Source organism: Neorhizobium petrolearium (assembly GCF_029854435.1).
GTDB lineage: Bacteria > Pseudomonadota > Alphaproteobacteria > Rhizobiales > Rhizobiaceae > Neorhizobium > Neorhizobium petrolearium.
This window is the reverse complement of sequence record NZ_CP123000.1, coordinates 795579-813960: the sequence shown is the minus strand read 5'-3', so window position 1 is coordinate 813960 and position 18382 is coordinate 795579. Positions and strand designations below refer to the sequence as shown.

Annotated in this window: 17 protein-coding genes; all 17 read right to left on the bottom strand. The window is 64.0% G+C overall.

The features are described 5' to 3' along the window. Window positions 1–7 precede the first annotated feature (7 nt). A complete protein-coding gene (locus tag QEO92_RS04240; protein ID WP_227705084.1) occupies window positions 8–1399 on the bottom strand; it encodes a sensor histidine kinase in 1392 nt (463 codons plus the stop codon). Window positions 1400–1420: 21 nt separating this feature from the next. Continuing rightward, window positions 1421–2098, bottom strand: coding sequence for a response regulator transcription factor (locus QEO92_RS04235; RefSeq protein ID WP_037159659.1), 678 nt, complete (start codon window positions 2096–2098; stop codon window positions 1421–1423). Between the two features lie 156 nt (window positions 2099–2254). After that, window positions 2255–3829, bottom strand: coding sequence for a Do family serine endopeptidase (locus QEO92_RS04230; RefSeq protein ID WP_037157496.1), 1575 nt, complete (start codon window positions 3827–3829; stop codon window positions 2255–2257). 149 nt (window positions 3830–3978) lie between these two features. Further along, the gene (locus QEO92_RS04225; protein ID WP_227702272.1) at window positions 3979–4434 is read right to left on the bottom strand and encodes a cytochrome c-type biogenesis protein; all 456 of its coding nucleotides are present in this window, start codon (window positions 4432–4434) and stop codon (window positions 3979–3981) included. Further along, on the bottom strand, window positions 4431–6419 hold the full coding sequence (locus QEO92_RS04220) for a heme lyase CcmF/NrfE family subunit (RefSeq protein WP_227702271.1): 1989 nt from the start codon (window positions 6417–6419) through the stop codon (window positions 4431–4433). Before QEO92_RS04220 ends, QEO92_RS04225 begins: the two co-directional genes overlap by 4 nt. Then, window positions 6416–6886 carry a cytochrome c maturation protein CcmE gene (ccmE, locus tag QEO92_RS04215; protein WP_037157504.1) on the bottom strand — a complete coding sequence of 157 codons (471 nt, stop codon included), beginning with the start codon at window positions 6884–6886 and terminating at the stop codon, window positions 6416–6418. The genes QEO92_RS04220 and ccmE overlap by 4 nt, the downstream gene beginning before the upstream one ends. Further along, window positions 6883–8019, bottom strand: coding sequence for a c-type cytochrome biogenesis protein CcmI (ccmI, locus tag QEO92_RS04210; protein WP_037157507.1), 1137 nt, complete (start codon window positions 8017–8019; stop codon window positions 6883–6885). The genes ccmE and ccmI overlap by 4 nt, the downstream gene beginning before the upstream one ends. A gap of 154 nt (window positions 8020–8173) precedes the next feature. Continuing rightward, window positions 8174–8608 (bottom strand): hypothetical protein, encoded by a 435-nt coding sequence (locus QEO92_RS04205; protein WP_227702270.1) that lies wholly within the window; start codon window positions 8606–8608, stop codon window positions 8174–8176. 281 nt (window positions 8609–8889) lie between these two features. Beyond that, window positions 8890–10311, bottom strand: a complete 1422-nt coding sequence (locus tag QEO92_RS04200) for a sensor histidine kinase (protein ID WP_265105663.1) — start codon at window positions 10309–10311, stop codon at window positions 8890–8892. Further along, complete coding sequence (locus QEO92_RS04195; protein WP_037157513.1) at window positions 10301–10972, bottom strand: response regulator transcription factor; 672 nt, start codon at window positions 10970–10972, stop codon at window positions 10301–10303. Before QEO92_RS04195 ends, QEO92_RS04200 begins: the two co-directional genes overlap by 11 nt. 42 nt (window positions 10973–11014) lie before the next feature. Beyond that, a complete protein-coding gene (locus QEO92_RS04190; protein WP_037157516.1) occupies window positions 11015–11281 on the bottom strand; it encodes a hypothetical protein in 267 nt (88 codons plus the stop codon). 116 nt (window positions 11282–11397) lie between these two features. Further along, window positions 11398–11610, bottom strand: a complete 213-nt coding sequence (locus QEO92_RS04185; protein ID WP_037157519.1) for a hypothetical protein — start codon at window positions 11608–11610, stop codon at window positions 11398–11400. A 21-nt stretch (window positions 11611–11631) separates the two neighbouring features. After that, complete coding sequence (locus QEO92_RS04180; protein ID WP_227702269.1) at window positions 11632–15432, bottom strand: baseplate multidomain protein megatron; 3801 nt, start codon at window positions 15430–15432, stop codon at window positions 11632–11634. Between the two features lie 327 nt (window positions 15433–15759). Continuing rightward, entirely contained in the window at window positions 15760–16203 is a 444-nt protein-coding gene (locus QEO92_RS04175; protein ID WP_227702268.1) for an NlpC/P60 family protein, read from the bottom strand. After that, complete coding sequence (locus QEO92_RS04170) at window positions 16200–17075, bottom strand: DUF2163 domain-containing protein (RefSeq protein WP_227702267.1); 876 nt, start codon at window positions 17073–17075, stop codon at window positions 16200–16202. The genes QEO92_RS04175 and QEO92_RS04170 overlap by 4 nt, the downstream gene beginning before the upstream one ends. After that, window positions 17072–17710, bottom strand: a complete 639-nt coding sequence (locus tag QEO92_RS04165; protein WP_227702266.1) for a DUF2460 domain-containing protein — start codon at window positions 17708–17710, stop codon at window positions 17072–17074. The genes QEO92_RS04170 and QEO92_RS04165 overlap by 4 nt, the downstream gene beginning before the upstream one ends. A gap of 6 nt (window positions 17711–17716) precedes the next feature. Further along, window positions 17717–18253 carry a phage tail tape measure protein gene (locus tag QEO92_RS04160; protein WP_227702265.1) on the bottom strand — a complete coding sequence of 179 codons (537 nt, stop codon included), beginning with the start codon at window positions 18251–18253 and terminating at the stop codon, window positions 17717–17719. Window positions 18254–18382: the final 129 nt, after the last annotated feature.

Sequence of the window (18382 nt, the reverse complement as noted above, 5' to 3'; positions counted from 1 at the left end):
TACCCACTTAGGGCTTCGGGACCGGAAAGACCATGGTGACGGTCAGGCCGGGCGCTTCCGTATTCTCCTTGTGCGTGGAGGAAAGTTCGAGCGAACCACCATGCAGTTCCATCACCGCCTCGACGAGCGAAAGGCCAAGCCCGGTGCCCGGCTTGGAGCGGCTTTCGTCAAGACGGACGAACCGCTTCAGCACCTCGTCGCGCTTTTCGGGCGGAATGCCCGGCCCGTTATCGCAGACAGAGAGCCGAAACGTGCCGTCTTTTTTTGCAAGCTTCACGCCGACCTTCGGCTCGCCCTTGCCTCCGGCGGCATATTTGATCGCGTTGTCGAGCAGATTAAAGATCGCCTGACCGATGAGCTCGCGGTTGCCGCGCACGATGAGGCCCGGCTCCAGCGCGGTCGTGAGAGAAAGGCCCGCCTCCTCCGCCACCGGCTCATAGAGCTCGGCGCTGTCGGCGGAAATCGCCGAAAGATCGACGTCGGACATTTCCGCGGCGATCGACCCGGCTTCCACGCGAGAAATCATCAGCAATGCATTGAAAGTTCGGATGAGCTGGTCGGATTCCGCGATGATGCCTTCCAGGGCGGAGCGGCGCACGTCCTCGCGCTTTTCGGCCAGCGCATCGGCCGCCTTGTTGCGCAGCCGCGTCAGCGGCGTCTTCAAGTCATGGGCGATGTTGTCCGAGACCTGACGCAGGCCCTCGTTGAGTTTCTCGATGCGGCCGAGCATGGCGTTCAGCGAATCCGACAGCCTGTCGAACTCGTCGCCGGATTTTCCAACCGGCAGGCGCTGGGAAAGGTCGCCCGCCATGATCTTCTGGCTTGCCGCCGACATGCGGTCAATGCGCTTCAGCGCGTTGCGGCCGATGCCGAACCAGATCACCAGCGCACCGACGCCCATGATCGCCAGCGCCACCATCAAGGCCCGCCGCACGAGACCGCGGAACCGGTTCGGATCCCCCAGATCGCGGCCCACCATGACCCGGAGGCCATTGTCGAGGAGCAGCACATTGGCCACTGCCAGGTGCCTCCGCGAACCGGCGGCCTCCGAATAAGGTTCGTAGCTGAAAGGAAATTTAGTCCAACCCTGCTCGTCAAGCACGCCCGGCTGCACGGAGGCGACATTGCCCGCCAGCATCTCGCCGTTCGGACCGGCGATCACATAAAGATTGGCACCCGGCTGGCGTGCGCGACGCTCCATCATCCGCAGCAGAAGATTGATACCACCGCGCTCATAGGCGCGCTCGATATCCTGCACCTCCTCCTGCAATGTCTGACGCGTCTGCTGCGCGAGCAGCCGTTCGGACATCGCCGTCACGTAAAAGACGAGAAAAGCGGCGCATAGTGCGAAGAGCAGAATATAAAGCGCCGACAGCCGCACGGCTGTCGAGCGAAACATCAGGCGGGCACGTGCGAGCAATTAGGCCTCGTCCTTGATCATGTAGCCGGCGCCGCGGATCGTCTTCAGAAGCGGCTTGTCGAAGTCCTTCTCGATCTTCGAGCGAAGCCGCGAGACATGCACGTCGATCACGTTGGTCTGCGGGTCGAAATGATAGTCCCAGACGTTTTCGAGCAGCATGGTGCGGGTGACGACCTGGCCGGCATTCTTCATCAGATATTCGAGCAGGCGGAATTCGCGCGGCTGCAAAAGCACTTCCTTGCCGGCGCGCTTCACTTCGTGGGAAAGGCGGTCGAGTTCCAGGTCGCCAACGCGGTAGACCATGTCCTGTTCGGGCGTGCCTTTCCGACGTCCCAGCACTTCCACCCGGGCAAGCAGTTCGGAAAAGGCATAGGGCTTCGGCAGGTAGTCGTCGCCGCCGGCGCGCAATCCCGTCACGCGGTCATCCACCTGGCCGAGGGCGGAGAGGATCAGCACGGGGGTGTTGATGCCACGCTTGCGAAGCTCGCTGATGACCGACAGACCGTCGCGGCGCGGCAGCATGCGGTCAATCACCAGCACGTCGTAGGAATTTTCCGTGCCCATGAAGAGGCCGCTTTCGCCGTCGCTTGCATGGTCAACCACGATCCCGGCCTCGCGAAAGGCCTTGGTCATGTAGGCAGCCGCCTCCAGGTCGTCTTCGATCACCAGAATCTTCATGTGCGGAACAATAGCGTCACCGCCCGTTTTTGCACCATTGGATTCGGCAGTTTCGGCAGAATAACGGACGCTCGTCTCCATCTCTTTTCCCTTCCAAAGGAAAAAGGGCGCCGGCCGTTGCCGGCGGCGCCCCGCTTCAATACGACCAAAAAGGGATCAGCCCTGATCGATGGGCAGGGCGATGAAGCGGCTGTTACCGCTGCCTTCGACCTGGAACAGCGCACGGGTGCGGCCGTCCTTGCGGGCCTCCTCGATCACCTTGCCGATATCGGCGGCACTCTCCACCTTGCGATTGTTGACCGAGACGATCTTTTCGCCGCTCTTCAGGCCGCGGGCGGCAGCCTCGGAGTCAGGATCCACCTCCGTCACCGAGAGGCCGGAACCGTCCTCGGCCGGGGCAACGGTGATGCCGAGATCGGCAAGCGCCTTCTCGCTGGACGGGGCCGGAGCGTCGGGCTGCTTCGGTTCGGCGGCGGCAGCTTCGTCGCTTGCGAGGTTGCCGAGCGTGACCGGGATCGTCTGGGCCTTGCCGTCACGCCACAGTTCGACATCGACCTTGGTGTTCGGACCGAAGGCCGCGACGCGTTTGGCGAGGTCACGGGCATCCTTGATCGGCTGGCCGTTGACGGCGGTGATGACGTCGCCTTCCTTGATGCCGGCCTTCTGGCCCGGCGAACCTTCCTGCGGGGCGACGACGAGGGCACCGGAGGCTTCCTTGAGGCCAAGCGATTCGGCAATGTCCTGGTTGACCGGCTGGATCTGGACGCCGAGCCAGCCGCGCTCCACCTTGCCGTCCTTGATCAGGTCGTCGACGACGTCCTTGGCCACCGAGGCGGGGATTGCAAACGCGATGCCGACATTGCCGCCGGAAGGCGAGAAGATCGCCGTGTTGATACCGACAACTTCGCCCGAAAGGTTGAAGGTCGGGCCACCCGAATTGCCACGGTTCACAGCCGCGTCGACCTGGATGTAGTCGTCATAGGGGCCGGAGCCGATGTCACGGCCGCGGGCCGAGACGATGCCGGCCGTTACCGTGCCGCCGAGGCCGAACGGGTTGCCGACGGCGACGACCCAGTCACCGACGCGCACCTTCGAATCGTCCGCGAAGCTGACATAGGTGAACTTGCGGCTGGAGGCGTCGACCTTCAAGACAGCGAGGTCGGTGCGGCTGTCCTTGCCGACGAGCTTGGCTTCAAGCTCGGTACCGTCGTTCATGACGACCGTGTAGGCCGAACCGTCGGAGACGACGTGGTTGTTGGTCACGAGATACCCGTCTTCGGAAATGAAGAAGCCGGACCCCTGGGCGGTCGGGCGAAGACGGTGCGGGCGGTTGCTGTCCGGGCCGCGCGGGCCGCCCCGTTCGGCGCGGTCCTGGTCGCGGTCGCCGGGGCCGCCCGGCATCTGGCCGCCGAATTCGCGGAAGAAGCGTTTCAGCGGATGATCGTCCGGAAGCTGGTCGAAACCGCGGCCGCCGAAATTGAAGGAGAAATTGCTGCTGTCGTCGGAAGCGACCTGCGTGTCGGACTGGACACGGACGGAAACGACGGCGGGCGAAACGGCGGAGACGACGTCCGCAAAGCTCGGTGCCTGCGGCGCGGTGACGCTGACCGGAGCCGCGAAGGACTGCACGACCTGAGCCGGGATGCCGCTCGACAGCATGACCGCTGCAAGACCAGCCACGGTGGAGGCCTTCAAAACGGTCTTCAGGGAGGGACGTCCGATATTGCGCATCTTTAGAGTTACCTTCTTTTCTTCAGTCGTGATGTTGGCCGGAGGTCTGGCCAGGCGGTGGATGACGAAGATATAGGCGGCAACACGTTAACTGCACGTGGCGGACGAATGAAATATTGGTAATGTTCGCCCTTGGCTGTGTCAGGCGGCTATTTTTTCAGGAACTCTTCGAGTTTCGACTGCTCCTCCGGCGTCAGCGCCGCAACCGTCCGCTGGCTGGGACGCGTGCGGACGAAAACGAAAATCGCAGTGGCGCCAATGAGAAGCAGCAGGATCGGCGTTGCCCAGAGGATCATCGTCTTGGTGCTGAAGCGCGGCTTCAAAAGCACGAACTCGCCGTAGCGCGATACGACGTAGTCGATCACTTGGCTGTCCGTATCGCCGTTGCTCAAACGCTCGCGCACCAGCACGCGCAGGTCGCGGGCAAGCTCAGCATTCGAATCGTCGATCGACTGGTTCTGGCAGACCATGCAGCGCAGTTGCGCCGAGAGGTTCCTCGCCCGCTGTTCGAGAACGGGATTGGAGAGAACCTCGTCCGGATTGACGGCAAAGGCTGGCAGCGCATTCAGAAACAGGAAAAGCGCGATGAAAAGCCTGCGCATCACTCCGCTGCCTCCAGTGCCGGTTTCACCGGCTTCGCCTTCCGCCTTGGAGCCCCGACCCGAAGCCTGCGGTCCGACAGCGACACGAAGCCGCCGAACATCATGATCAGCGCGCCGCCCCAGATGCACAGGATGAACGGCTTCCACCAGATGCGCACGACGATGCCGCCGCCTTCCATCGGATCACCGAGCGAGACATAGAGTTGGCTGAGCCCGAAAGTCAGGATGCCCGCCTCGGTCGTCGGCATGCGCCGGGCCGTATAAAGCCGCTTCGACGACCAGGTATCCGCAACCTGGACGCCACCGCGGCTGACCGTGAAATGCCCGCGTTGCTCCGTGAAGTTCGGGCCGACCGCGTCTCGCATGCCGTCGAAGGTCAGCGAATAACCGCCGGCATCGACAGAAGCGTCGGGTTTCATCTCGACCACCGTTTCGGTGCCGAAGGTCGTCGCAGCGAAAATCCCCAGAACCGTCACGCCGAGGCCGAAATGGGCGATCGCCGTGCCGAACACCGAACGCGGCAGGCCAGCAAGCCGCCGTAGACCGACCGACAACCCGACCTTCGAAAAATTGCCTCTATACCAGAGATCGGCGAGCGCGCCGAACAAGCCCCAGAAGCCAAGCGCGAGCCCGAAGATCGCCAGCACCGGACCGCCGTTGTGAACATAATAGAAGGCAAGGCCGGCGAACAACGCGAGTCCCGCGAAAACCCAAAGCCTCTGCAGCGCGCCGAGCAGGTCGCCTCGCTTCCAGGCGAGCATCGGCCCGAAGGGCACCACGACCAGAAGCGGCAGCATCAAAAGCCCGAAGGTCATGTTGAAGAAGGGCGCGCCAACCGAGATTTTTTCGCCGGTCAGCGTTTCGAGCACCAGCGGATAGAGCGTACCGGTCAGAACCGTCGCGGTCGCGACCGTCAGGATCAGGTTGTTCAGCACCAGCGCGCCCTCGCGCGAGATCGGCGCGAAAATCCCGCCCGCTTTCAGCATCGGCGCCCGCCAGGCAAACAGCGTGAAAGCGCCGCCGATGAAGATCGCCAGGATGCAAAGGATGAAGATGCCGCGCGTCGGATCGGTCGCGAACGCATGCACGGAGGTCAAAACGCCGGAGCGGACGAGGAAGGTGCCGAGCAGCGACAGCGAGAATGTCATGATCGCCAGAAGCACGGTCCAGATCTTCAGCGCCTCGCGCTTTTCCATGACAAGCGCGGAGTGGAGCAACGCCGTGCCGGCGAGCCAGGGCATGAACGAGGCGTTCTCGACCGGGTCCCAGAACCACCAGCCGCCCCAGCCGAGTTCATAATAGGCCCAGTACGAACCCATGGCGATGCCGGCCGTCAGGAAGGTCCAGGCGGCGAGCGTCCAGGGCCTGACCCAGCGCGCCCAGGCGGCATCGATGCGTCCTTCCATCAGGGCCGCAACAGCGAAGGAGAAACAGACGGAAAAGCCGACATAACCGAGATAGAGAAGCGGTGGATGCACCGCGAGCCCGAAATCCTGCAGCACCGGATTGAGGTCCTGCCCCTCGGCAGGGGCGGGATCGAGGCGCAGGAACGGGTTCGAGGTCAGCAGGATGAAGAGCAGAAAAGCGCCGGCGATCCAGGCCTGCACGGCGAGCACATTGGCTTTCAGACTGTCCGGAAGGTTCCGCCCGAAGACCGCCACCAGCGCGCTGAAAAAAGTCAGGATCAGCAGCCAGAGCATCATCGAGCCTTCGTGATTGCCCCAGACACCGGAATATTTGTAGATCAGCGGCATCAGCGAATGGGAATTCTCCCAGACGTTCTTCACCGAAAAATCCGAGACCACATAGGCCCAGGTCAGCGCAATGAACGACAGGGCGACGAGCGCGAAGACCGTCAGCGTCCCGGTTGTGCCGAGCGCCATCATCGCCGTGTCGCCACGCCGGGCTCCAATCGCCGGCAGGACCGAAACAATCAGGGCAGTGGCAAGCGCGAGCACAAGCGCGTAGTGGCCGATCTCGATGATCATCGGGTCGCCGCCTCCTTGCCCTCTTTACCTTGGCCCTCGTTCCATACGCCATCGGCTTTCAGCCGGTCAGCGACTTCCTTCGGCATGTAGTTCTCGTCATGCTTGGCAAGCACGCTGTCGGCAACGAAACTATGCGTCACCGCGTCGAAGGTTCCCTCGGTCACCACGCCCTGCCCTTCGCGGAAGAGGTCCGGCAGGATGCCCGTATAGGTGACGGGCACGTCGCCCGTGCCGTCCGTCACGGTGAAACTCACCGTCGAACCCTGGCCGCGCTTTACGGAACCTTCCGCCACCAGCCCGCCGAGCCGAATACGCGTGCCCGGCTTGACCTCCGTCTTGGCGAGGTCGGCGGGCATGAAGAAATAGGCGACCGACTGGCTGAAGGCGAACATGACGAGCAGCACGGCGACGATGATGAAGCTCATGCCGCCTGCGATCACCGCAAGCCGTTTCTGTTTGCGCGTCATTGGGTCGTTCCTTCCACGGCGAGCCCCATCTCGTTCGCCAGCGCCACCAGTTCGCCGGAGGATGGAAACTGTTTAAGCCCGCTCTTCAGCGCTTCCTGGGCTTTCTCCTTGTCGCCAAGCACGGTATAGGAGCGTACCAGTCTCAGCCAGCCTTCGAGATTGTTCGGATCCTCTTTCAGCCGCGCCGCAAGGCTGTCCACCATGCCGCGGATCATCGCCTGCCGGTCGTCCTGCGACATGGTCCCGGCTGCGGCCATGTCTTCCTGCGTCGGATTGCCCGGCGCCTGCGCCGTACTCTGATCGGGCGCGACCGTGCCGCCATTCTTGGCAATATGCTGGTTCACGAGCTCGAGCCATGGCGCGCCGGCCGGCGAATCCTTGGCGATCGCCTCGAACACGCTCCGCGCCTCCGCCGCCCGCCCCGCCTGTTCGAGCCCGAGACCGACATAGAAGCGCGACCGCGGATTATCCGGTTCGAGCCTCACCGCCTCTTCGAACGCAGAACGTGCATCCTCCGTGACGATGCCGTCATTGGACGCCACCAGCGTCTCGCCGAGACCGGCCAACCGGGTTGCGCTGGGGCCAAGCAGGCGGATCGCATTGCGATAAGCCATTTCGGCGTCACCCAGCCGCATGGAGCGGAAGTAGATCGGCGCGAGCAGATCCCAGCCCGCCCCGTCGTTCGGGTTCTGGGCGAGATGGCGTTCCGCCTTGGCTACGAGCAGGGCGACATTGTTGCCGGGATTGGCGAGGCGCGCTTCGAGCGGCTGGTCCGGAAGCCCGGGGCTGCCAAGCGTCAAGTAAAGACAGAGACCGACGACCGGCAGCACGAGCGTTACCATGGAGGTCACGAGGGCATATTTCCCCGTCTTTGCCGCGCCTTCCTGCCTATCCGCATTCGCCCCCGCCGCGGCAAGCAGCCGGCGGCCTATCTCGGCGCGGGCATATTCGGCCTCCTGGGGCTCGATCAGACCCTGGGCGCGATCCCGCTCCAGCTCGTTCAGCTGATCGCGATAAACCTCGACCTCACCGGTACGATCGGCAGGCGCCACCTTGCCGCCGCGGGCGAAGGGCGCGATCAGCACTGCCGCAACGGCTGCCGTCAGAAGCGCGAGGATAATCCACAAAACCATAATGGCCCATTACTGCAACGGCGCTAGCTTTCCAACTGCGGCGCCGGCGTTGACGCGAATTTGAGGCGTTTCGCCGCAAGTCGCGGCATTCATATGGTGTCTGAAGCCGTATCCGGCCATGACATAAGTCAAAGCGTCGCAGACGTATCAAACTTCACGTTAACGGCGTCCACGTCCCGTCGGAATTGCGGCATGCCGCACCGCGTGCCGTCACGTCGCGTCCGTCGGCGGTTACAGTATGACGATATTGACGGCAATTCTGCGTTCCGACCTGATAAGGAGCATTGGCGACCACCTGGCCGTTTGCGTCATCTCCCTTCCAGGGCACGGTCTGGCCGACGGCGGCTCCTTCCAAAGCCCGGTATTCCGCCTCCAGGGCGCGTGAACGGTCGCTCGCCGAAAGCGTCACACCCGTGCGGCCGACGATACCGCCCTGCAACGCGGAAATATAGGAGGCGGACGAGGAAGGCTTCGGCGAAAGAAGGCCACGCGGTCCACTCATCCCGCTACGTGACGCTGTACCGCAGCCGGCAAGCATGCCCGCTACAAGAAACAATGAAACGGCATTTCGGAGTTTCGGGGATCGCATCTTGTCAAAAACCGGGTCGCGAGTTGTCTTTGCTCGGTCATCTCTGCCGAAATTGCTTCCGTCTCGGCATGGCATCATTATGGCGCTACTCGAAAAACACATGGATCCGATAATGGCTCAATCCTCGCATATCAGCAGGCTGCAGCAATGACGCTGTTTCCGGAAAAGATATAGCAGGCGATCCATCCGTCCATAACCGGAGGAACGGATCAATCCCATGTTGCCCTTCCGCCACATCTGCTCCGGTGTTGTCATGGCTCGCCTCGCAGCCTTCGTCGGGTTCACGCCACACTCTTCGTCACGCCCGGCAGGAGAAGCCGGGCCATCAATCCGCCGCGCGGTCCGCGCGTCAGTTCGAACATACCCTGATATTCACTGGTGATCTCGCGCACGATCGACAGACCCAGACCTGCACCCGGCTTGCTCTCATCGAGCCGCGTGCCGCGCTTCATCGCTTCGCGGATCTGGTCGGGTTCGAGCCCTGGCCCGTCATCCTCCACCGTCATCTCGACCCAGGTGCGCCGCAGCGCATCCCCCTCCTGTTGCGGCCCGGAGGCCGGCGTTGCGGTGATCCAGACACCCGTCTCGCAGAAGCGCGCGGCGTTTTCGAGCAGATTGCCGATCGTCTCCTCCACATCCTGCTGCTCCATGGCAAGTGCTGCGCCTGGCGGTGAGACGGAAAGATGGAATTCCTTGTCCGGATTGAGCCGGCGCATGACTCGGACCAGACGCTCCAGCGCCGGCTCGATATCCGTGCGGGCGAGCAGGGATTCGCGCTGGGCGGCGATGCGCGCGCGGCTGAGATAGGATTGCACCTGTGCCTGCATGGCTTCGGCCTGCGAACGCACGAGTTCGGACTGCGGCTTGTCAAGCAAGCGCGCTTCGTTGAGCAGCACGGCGATCGGCGTTTTCAGCGAATGGGCGAGGTTGCCAACCTGCATGCGCGCCCGCTCGACAAGGCGGCGGTTGCTTTCGATCAGCGCATTGATGTCATTGGCAAGCGGCATGATCTCGCGCGGGAACTCGCCCTCCAGCCGCTCCGCCTCCCCGCGCCGCACCCTTTCGAGCGTCCGGCGGGCCCCGTCGAGCGGCAGCAAGCCATAGAGGATGGCGAGGCCGTTCACGACGAGACTGCCTAGGCCGAAGACGGCGAGCGCGATATAGAGGCTGCGGGTAAAGGCCTGGATATCCTCCTCGACGACCGCCAGATTGCCCGACACGCGGAAGCGGGCAGCCCGCCCCTCGCCGTCAAGGACAACCTCGGTTTCCGCAACGAGAACATGGTTCCCGAAGGCGTCAGTTGCAGGATAGAAGCGCTCGTAGCGGTTGTTGAAGGGTACCGCCAGGATCGAGGGCACGCTGATGTTCGAAGTGCCGAGAGAGGAGGAGGATAGCGGCCTTGCCGCAAAGGTGCCGAGCGGTTCGATGATCCAGTACCAGCCCGTCTCCGGCTGGGAAAAGCGCAGATCGCCGAGTTGCGGGCTTCCGGAGAGCTGGTTGTCGCTGCCGATCGTGATCGAATTGATGACGTTGTAGAGTTGAGCGCGCAGAAGGTCGGTGAAGGCGCGCTCCGCCGATTGCCGGTAGAGCTGCGAAATCACGATCGAGATCACCACCAGGGCCAGCGCCGACCAGGCGGTTGCGAGAAGCAGCACGCGGGCTGTCAGCGATCTCGGTCCGATGGTGTGAAACCTAACGCGCATCAGTTGGCGCTTGCATCCTGTAGCCGAGGCCGCGGACAGTCTCGATGAGATCGACGCCGAGCTTCTTGCGAAGCCGGCCCACGAAAACCTCGATCGTATTGGAATCGCGGTCGAAATCCTGGTCATACATATGCTCCACAAGCTCGGTGCGGGAAACGACCTGGCCCATATGGTGCATCAGGTAGGAGAGCAGCCGGAATTCGTGCGAGGTAAGCTTGAGCGTCACGCCGTCGACGCTCGCCTTCGATGCCTTGGTGTCGAGCCTGACCGGCCCGCAGACGATCTCCGAAGAGGAGTGCCCGGCGGCACGGCGGATCAGCGCACGCACCCGCGCCAGCACTTCCTCCACGTGGAAAGGTTTTGCGACATAATCGTCGGCACCGGCATCTATTCCCGCCACCTTGTCGCTCCAGCGGTCGCGCGCGGTCAGCATCAGCACCGGCATGCCCTTGCCGCCGGCGCGCCATTTCTCGATGACGGTGATGCCATCCATGGCCGGCAGGCCGATATCGAGGATCACCGCGTCATAGGGCTCGTTGTCGCCGAGGTAATGGCCTTCCTCGCCATCGAAAGCCTGGTCGACCACATAACCGGCCTCTTTCAAGGCATCGGAAAGCTGCCGGTTGAGATTGACGTCGTCTTCGACCACCAGAATGCGCATGCACCGTCCCTCGAATGATATGCCGGCAGATTGGCCGAGAGCTTACATCGGAACCCTTACGGTGACCTTACGCGGCCTCTCGCTGCCGTTGCCCTGGACGAGCACCGTGACGACACAGGTCTGGCCGTCGGAGGACGGCTGAGCAGAAAGAAGCTGGCCGCCGGTTTCCCGCACAACGCGAGATGCCGCCGAGCCGCAATCGCCCGCAACGAGCATGAGATAATCACGCGCGGAGGCCTTTTCCGGCTGCAGGCCGGAAAAACCGGCAATGCCGGCAGCCAGTATCGCGATGATCGGCAGTCGCGCCATGGTTACAGTTTCCACTCACAAGACAACAGGATACATGCCCGAAGCATATGACGGAGTATGTAACCAAAGGCGGCTGAATGGCAAATGAATGGTCCGTAATGCTTTCTTTCAGGAGGCTATTTTCCCCTGATTCCGGTATCGGCAGAAATCCGCCCATAGATTGCAAGAAGCCCGCCGGCCGCCCCCGCCAATGTCACCGCGATGTCCGCAAGATCGGCCTGCATGTCGGCGCCGAGCTCGATTCCCGCCACCTGCAAAAGTGATGCACCGACTGCAATCAGTGCGCCCCAGACCGTTTTCGACTGATACCAGGCCTTCATCCCGTCCATGTTTCATCTCCGTTTCTTGAGCTAAAGTAAAATGGTCGTTCCAACCGGCACACCGAGCGGCACGGCGCGGCCCATCTGCCGTATGCGCAATGAAAGGCTCGTCTGCGCCGCGCCGAAGTCGGCAGTCTCATCGGCCGCCGGATAGGTGAAGGCCGGTTCCGTCACCTCGATCACGCGCCGGACGATTGCTCCGTCCAGAACCTCGATGCGGTAGCGCTCCGTCGGTTCGTCCAGCGGGATATCCGCTCCCTCCCAGTCGTCCGCTTCCACCCTGCCGCGTCTCACCCAGGTCACCCGGACGTCGCCCGCTGCCTGTCGCTCCCCGCGGACATGCACGGGCGACAATGGCGTCTCCGCGCGGATGCCGCCTGCAAAGACATGCGGGCCTGAGCGGCCGCCAGCCTGGCCAAGGCTTTCCGCCAGCCAGTTCATGCTGAGACCACGCTCTTCCGCCGTGAGCCCCAGCGACACCACCGCCTCGTCGAGAACCACGACGGCAGCGCCCTGACCCGCGCCGGCCAGCATCGCATCTTCCGTGCCGGCGAGACCGCGCAGCAAGCCCCCGAGGCGCCAGCGGTTCGGACTGATCTCCTCCGCATCCGCATAACCGACCACCTCCCAGACGCCGTTCGCCGCCTTTACTGCGATCCGGTTCTCCCCATTCAGCACCACCCGCTCATCCGCAGAGGATAGCCCGCCGAAGAAGAGGTCGAGTTCCACCATGCCGCCCCGATTGAAGCGCCCGGTCATGTCGGGACTGAGCGGCGCAGCCAGAACGCCCACTCTCGCGGGTCGGTCGAGCACCGTCCGCGTCCGGTAGCCCTGGTTTCCGGCTGACGACGACAGCGCCGTGCGTCGCCACGGCCGGCAGAGGCCGGCAATGCGCGCGAAGCTTGGCGCTTCGCCTGACGAGAAACGGGGCAGGTCGAGGAAGTGCAGGACCGGCGCAAAGGCATCGGACACGATGCCGCCCCCATTCCTGCGTTCCGGCTCGCCGGCGTAATTCGCCGGTGCAAGCGGCGCGTGATGGCGTGCCTCGATCCGCCGTGCGGCACCCTCCTCGATCCGCTCGACGATGAAGGTCCCGTCCGGACCGGCGATATCCGGCAGCGCCAACCGCACCGCATCCCCCGGCTCGACCCCGATATCGGCAGGTGAGAGTGAAAAGGTAACCGTTCTCCGCCCGATCCGCTGCGTGCGCAGCAGCGTCTCGACCGCGCCGAGTGCCGTCTCCTGCGCAAGCACCGCCGGCAGATCGTAGCTCAGGGTCCGCTGGCTTGCGGCCCGCGTCCGGTGGGAGCGCACACTGGCCTGCTCATAATCGAGCCGCGGATTGTATGATGTCAGCACCGCTTCCGCTGCGAAATCGCTGTCGTGACTGCGGTTCTCGGACCAGAGCGGCTCGCCCTCGATATCGGCGACGACCGAAACGCTCGCTGGCGCCAGGCTCGCACTCAGCCGCGACCGAAAGCGCAGCCTTCCGGCATCCTCGGTGACATCCACCTGAAAGACGTCGAGCAACGGCTCAAGGAGTGCGCGCGCCGAGGTCACCTCGCCCTGCACGTAACCTGTCAGGTCGCCGCTCACTTCGGAGACGTCGAAATCCATGAACCCGTGCTCGGTCAGGATCGCTGCGATCGCATCCGCCAGCGTCGTGCCTCCCAGGCGCCCGTTCAGCCAGTGGCCGGCGCGCCAGTTGCCGCCGTCGCTCCAGATCGACAGGTCGTCGGGGAAGGCTGGCATGGGCCTCGCATCCCAGGTCCAGACGAATATGTGGTCTGCATCGACAATGCCGGTCGATGCGTCTTCGCCCTGCCACCGGCCATGATGTGCTTCGAGAAACCGTCGCTGCATGCTGTCGGAACGGGCGAGGCTGGAGAAATAAGGTGCCGCGCTTTCCGCCGATTTCGGATCGATGAAGACGTTCGGCTGGTTGGCGCCTTTGTCCACGGCCGGGCAGCCGAGTTCGGTGAACCAGATTGGCTTCATGCCGGGCGTCCAGGCTGTCGGCGTCGCTTTCTCCCCACCATCCACCCGGTCGTAATGTCGGTTCGACCACCAGCCGGAGAGATCCTTGGTACGGAATACCCATGGTTTTCCGGCGAGCCCGTCGGTGATCGGCGAGCGCACCCGGTTCTCCCGGTCCGTATCGCTCGCATAATACCAGTCGAAGCCTTCTCCGGCGGTGATCTGCCCCGCCATCGCTTCGGCATCGTCGGCCAGCCGGAAGCCATCCGGATTGTCCGCAGAAAGGTCCTCGTCCCTCCAGTCGGCCAGCGGCATGTAGTTGTCGATGCCAACGGCATCGATATCCGGCGAAGCCCAGAGAGGGTCCAGATGGAAGAACACCGCGCCCGAACCATCCGGCGGGTGATAACCGGAATATTCACTCCAGTCCGCGCCGTAGGTGAGCTTCGTTGCCGCGCCGACGATCGCCCTTACGTCCGCCGCCAGCCCGACCAGTTCCTGCACGAAGGGAAAGGCATTCGTCTCGTCGCGGAGCTGCGTCAGCCCGCGCAGTTCCGAGCCGATGATGAAGCCGTCCACGCCACCCGCAGCCTCTGCCAGACCGGCGTAATGCAGGATCATCCGCCGATATCCATCGGCACCGGCCGAGAATGCCTCGACCTGCGCTCGCGCCGCCGCCGTCCTGTCTGCAGTCGCCGGCTGTCCCGGTGCCGGAAAGCAGGTGATCCGACCGCGCCAGGGAAAAGCCGCTTGCTCCGCATTGCCATAAGGGTCCGGCAGGCTGTTGCCCGGCGGGATTTCCATCATCACGAACGGATAGAGATAGACCTTCAGCCCCCGCGCCTTGAGGTTGGCGATCGCCTGCCTCACGCTCGCATCGCTCGGCGTGCCGCCGAAGGCCGGTCCGCCATCCCGGCTCACCAGATGCGCTGCCGAACGCGACATCCCGGCCACGGACCACTCGGTACTCTCCTCCCTCCTTGCCGCGACTTCCACGCCCGGCACGATCCGGCAATGCTCCGCCCTGAGATCGGTCCCGAACCAGGAGACCACCAGCGCCACGCGCTGAAGGTTCGGGCAGAGCGCCTGCAACTCGTCCAGCGAAGCCTGCCAGTCCGTCGCCGCCGTCAGCACATTGCGGTTCAGGATGCGCGCGCTGCCCTCGCCGGTCTTTTCGGTCACCGGCACCGTCGAATAACCATGTTCAGTCGCGCCAGGGATGATCGTGACGGCACGGATCTGCCGCTCCAACGCGCCCACCAGCCGCAACACCTCGAACTGCATGAGCGGAATGCGGTTTCCGAAACTGTCGAGCGGCAATCGCTCGAACACCACGTAAGCAAGGCCGCGATAGGCCGGCGCATTATCTTCGCCTTGCTTCGCTTCGACCAGCGGATCGGGCAACTGCCCCTTGTCGCCGCGATAGACCCGCATCTCGATCGCTGTCAGGCTGAGTTCGCGCCCGTCGGCCCAGACGCGCCGCACGCCCGCAATCGGCCCTTCACACAGCCCGACCGCCAGGTTGGCGAAATACCGGAACGTCTCGACCCGCTGCCCCGTCGCCTTGCCGCCGGAACGTTCACGCGTCACCTCCTCCTCGAACCGCGTCGCCCAGATCAGCGTGCCGCCGATCCTCGCCGTGCCGTAGACGCGGTTGATCGCCGACCCCTCGTCCGCACCCGGAATGCGCGCAGTGGCCAATCGGGCGCCTGAGACCGCCGTGCCGCCGTTGATCAGTGCGCGATCGACCAGGCCGCCGGCCAGCGCCCCCGCCGCCCGCCCGAGGATCGCGCCGACAGGACCGAACACACCGCCGAGCGCCGCACCCGCTGCCTGAAAGAGAATGGTGGCCATGAAAATACCTCGCGGCCATCCGGCGGATACCACTGGATGCGCGCCTAGATTGTGATAGCGTGTGGAAATTCGAGAGCAGAAGCAGCAGGCGCCGCGCCAGCCGGCGCATCAGTGGAGATAGGCTACACTGACTCAGGCAGGAGCCCTGCCCTCGATGATGGAGGTGATGTTATGAGGCTTAGGCCGATTGGCATTGCGCTTATATTGAGAATGACCCGGACGAGCTGGTCACTGACCGTCCGGGTCGTATTCAAAAGATAAGTCCACGGTGGGCGGGGTTGCCGCCTCGCTCACCACTCCATCAATATACGCCAAACGGCATGTTTTTCAATCGCGCCCTATCGCCGGAAACCGATGCACGGCTGCAATCCGTCGCCTCCACGAAGGCACCAGCGCCGAGCGCGTCACCGCCGTCTGCTCATAGGCATGAATGAAGTGCTCCGGCTCGGCGAGGATGCCGACATGCTTGGCGGCGCAATCCGGCCGCCAGCGGAACAGCAGCAGGTCACCCGGCTGTGCCTCACCCATCGGCACTGGCTCCCCGAACAGCCGCCGCGCCGCGTCCACCAGACGATCCTCGCCGCTCCGCTCTGCCCAGTCTGGCGCATAGGCCGGCACCGCCTCCGGCTCCCCACCGTAGAGCTCGCGCCAGATGCCGCGGATCAGCCCGATACAATCGCAGCCGATCCCTTTGGCCGCGCCCTGATGACGATAGGGCGTGCCGATCCAGCTCTCCGCCAACACAACGACCTTGCCGCCTATCCCGCTCATTCGAAAATCGGGCCGCCGTCATGGACCCGCTCCCCGTCGGCATAGGAATAGGCGAAGTCGGCGCCCGGCATATGCGGGAAGCCCCGGAAATTCAGGTGGTTGGCAAAGCGCGCCCTGCAGGTCGCAAACGACTTGTCGCAGCCAGCCGTCACCGTGAACGTCTCGCCCGCTGCAATCGGCTCCTCCAACGGCAGCCAGAAGGTCAGCTCCGTCGTGCCATCCGCCTTCCGCTCGTGCGTTTCGACATCCACCGCCACGTCGCTGGAGAACGTCAACGCGCCCTGCCGGAAGAACCCGCTCTCGAAATCGCCGAGCCCGGAAACGGCGATCCGGCTTGCATCCTTCACGTCGATAACCGCTCCTTCGCCGCGCCAAGACGAAAGGTCCAGACCGCAGCGGGCATCACCCAGCACGGCATCGCAGCGGCGGCTGTAGACGCGCCCCTGCGGCTGGCTCAACCGGTGCGCCAGGCTGCGCAGTTCCGCCCGGAACTCACCACCGGCGCGCGAGACCTCACCGATCTCGCGAACGTTCAGCAGCATATGCTGATCGGGTGCTGCCCAATTCACCAGAAACTGTTCGATGCGTGCGCCGTCGTAATGCCCGGCCGCCAGGTCTTCCTCGCGGATCGCCGCGCTGGAAAAACCGCCGGACACCTCGTCGGCGCTGATGGAAAGTCCGGCGGCCGCTTCCGCTTCGCTCGCTGAAAAGCCGCTCGCAGCCAGGAAGGCCGTGCCGCCGAAAACGAGATCGCGATCGTGGTCGGTGAAACCGAGCACCACGCCGTCGCGCCGGGTCACCCGCCAGCAATGGCAGGTGGTGGTGGCCTCGCCGGCCAGATGTGCGGCAAGCGCCGCCGGTGCCGTTCTCATGCCAATATCTCCGTCAGTGGAATGGTCTGGATGCGCCCCGCGTCGAAGTGCGCGAGATTGACGTCGATCCGGTCGGTATCGAAGCGCACCGGCACGTCGAATTCGAAACCTGCCCGCACCACCGCGCCGGCCATCGGGATATGCTCGGCCACAAAAGTCACGATTCCGGTCGCCGGATCGACTTCGAACGAACCCGCCGGCTTCTCGATATCGTCCACCGAGACGACCACCGTCCCCGCCACCGGTTTGGCGATCCGCCGTATCCAGCTCCCGCCGCTGTCGGCATAGGTCTTTACGAGCTGAAACTCGGCTGCTGCACCATCCCCGGTGCCGATCACCTGATCGCTCGCCGATACCGACTCGCCCGGCCCGCAGGACTTCCAGTCGACCGGATCGCGGAAGCGGAATCCGTAAAGCTGTCCGCCGCGCGCCTCGAAGAATTCCAGCACGGCATAAAGGTCGGCCAGCGATTTTACGCCCGATCCGGCATCATAGCTTCGTCGGGAATCCCGCCAGCGCTGGTTGCGGCTCTCGCGGCCATTGGAAAGATTGACGATATCGGTGCGCCGCACCGGCCCGCCCGTCGCGCCGCGCGCCAGCCGCAGCGGGAACCGTACATCATGAAAACCGCTCATCCTGTTTCAAAGTCCTCTTCGTCCGCGCGCGACGCTGCGCGCCAGCATGGCGGAAATCTGTCCTTCGCTTTTGCGGAAACTTGCGGCATCGGTCGCCGTGACATTGAAGACGATCTGCGGCTCCGCCCCGCCTGCGGCCGCGGCCACGCCGAGCGCGCCATCCGGCCCGCGCCGGAGCGGCAGGATCGCCTCGGCGCCAGCCTCGCCCATCAAGCCGATATTGCCGCCCATCGGGAAGAAGCTCGGGGCGCGCACCACCCCGCCATCGGCAAACGGCGTCACAGCGCCGACCAGACCACCCGCCGCATTGCCCAACATGCTCTCCAGCGGCTTCAGTCCGGCGGCAAGCGTAATATCGGCCAGGCGATTGCCAAGCCCCCGCAGCGCATCCTCCAGCCCCTTGCCGCCTCCGGCAGCGGACCTCAACGCGCCCGTCAATGCGGCACCGAAACGCTGCGACCGGTTTTCCAGCTCGGTCATCACGCCGGCCAGCGCCTCGGCATTGGAGAGCGCGCCGGCAAATGTGTTCTCATCGTCTTCCATGATTGGTCTCCAATTGCCCCTCATCCCTGGCCCTCTCTCCGCCGGCGGGGAGAGGGCGCGAGCCAGGGTGGCATGCTCCCACCTCCCCCTCGAGGGGGAGGTCATCGCGAAGCGATGGGTGGGGGTGAC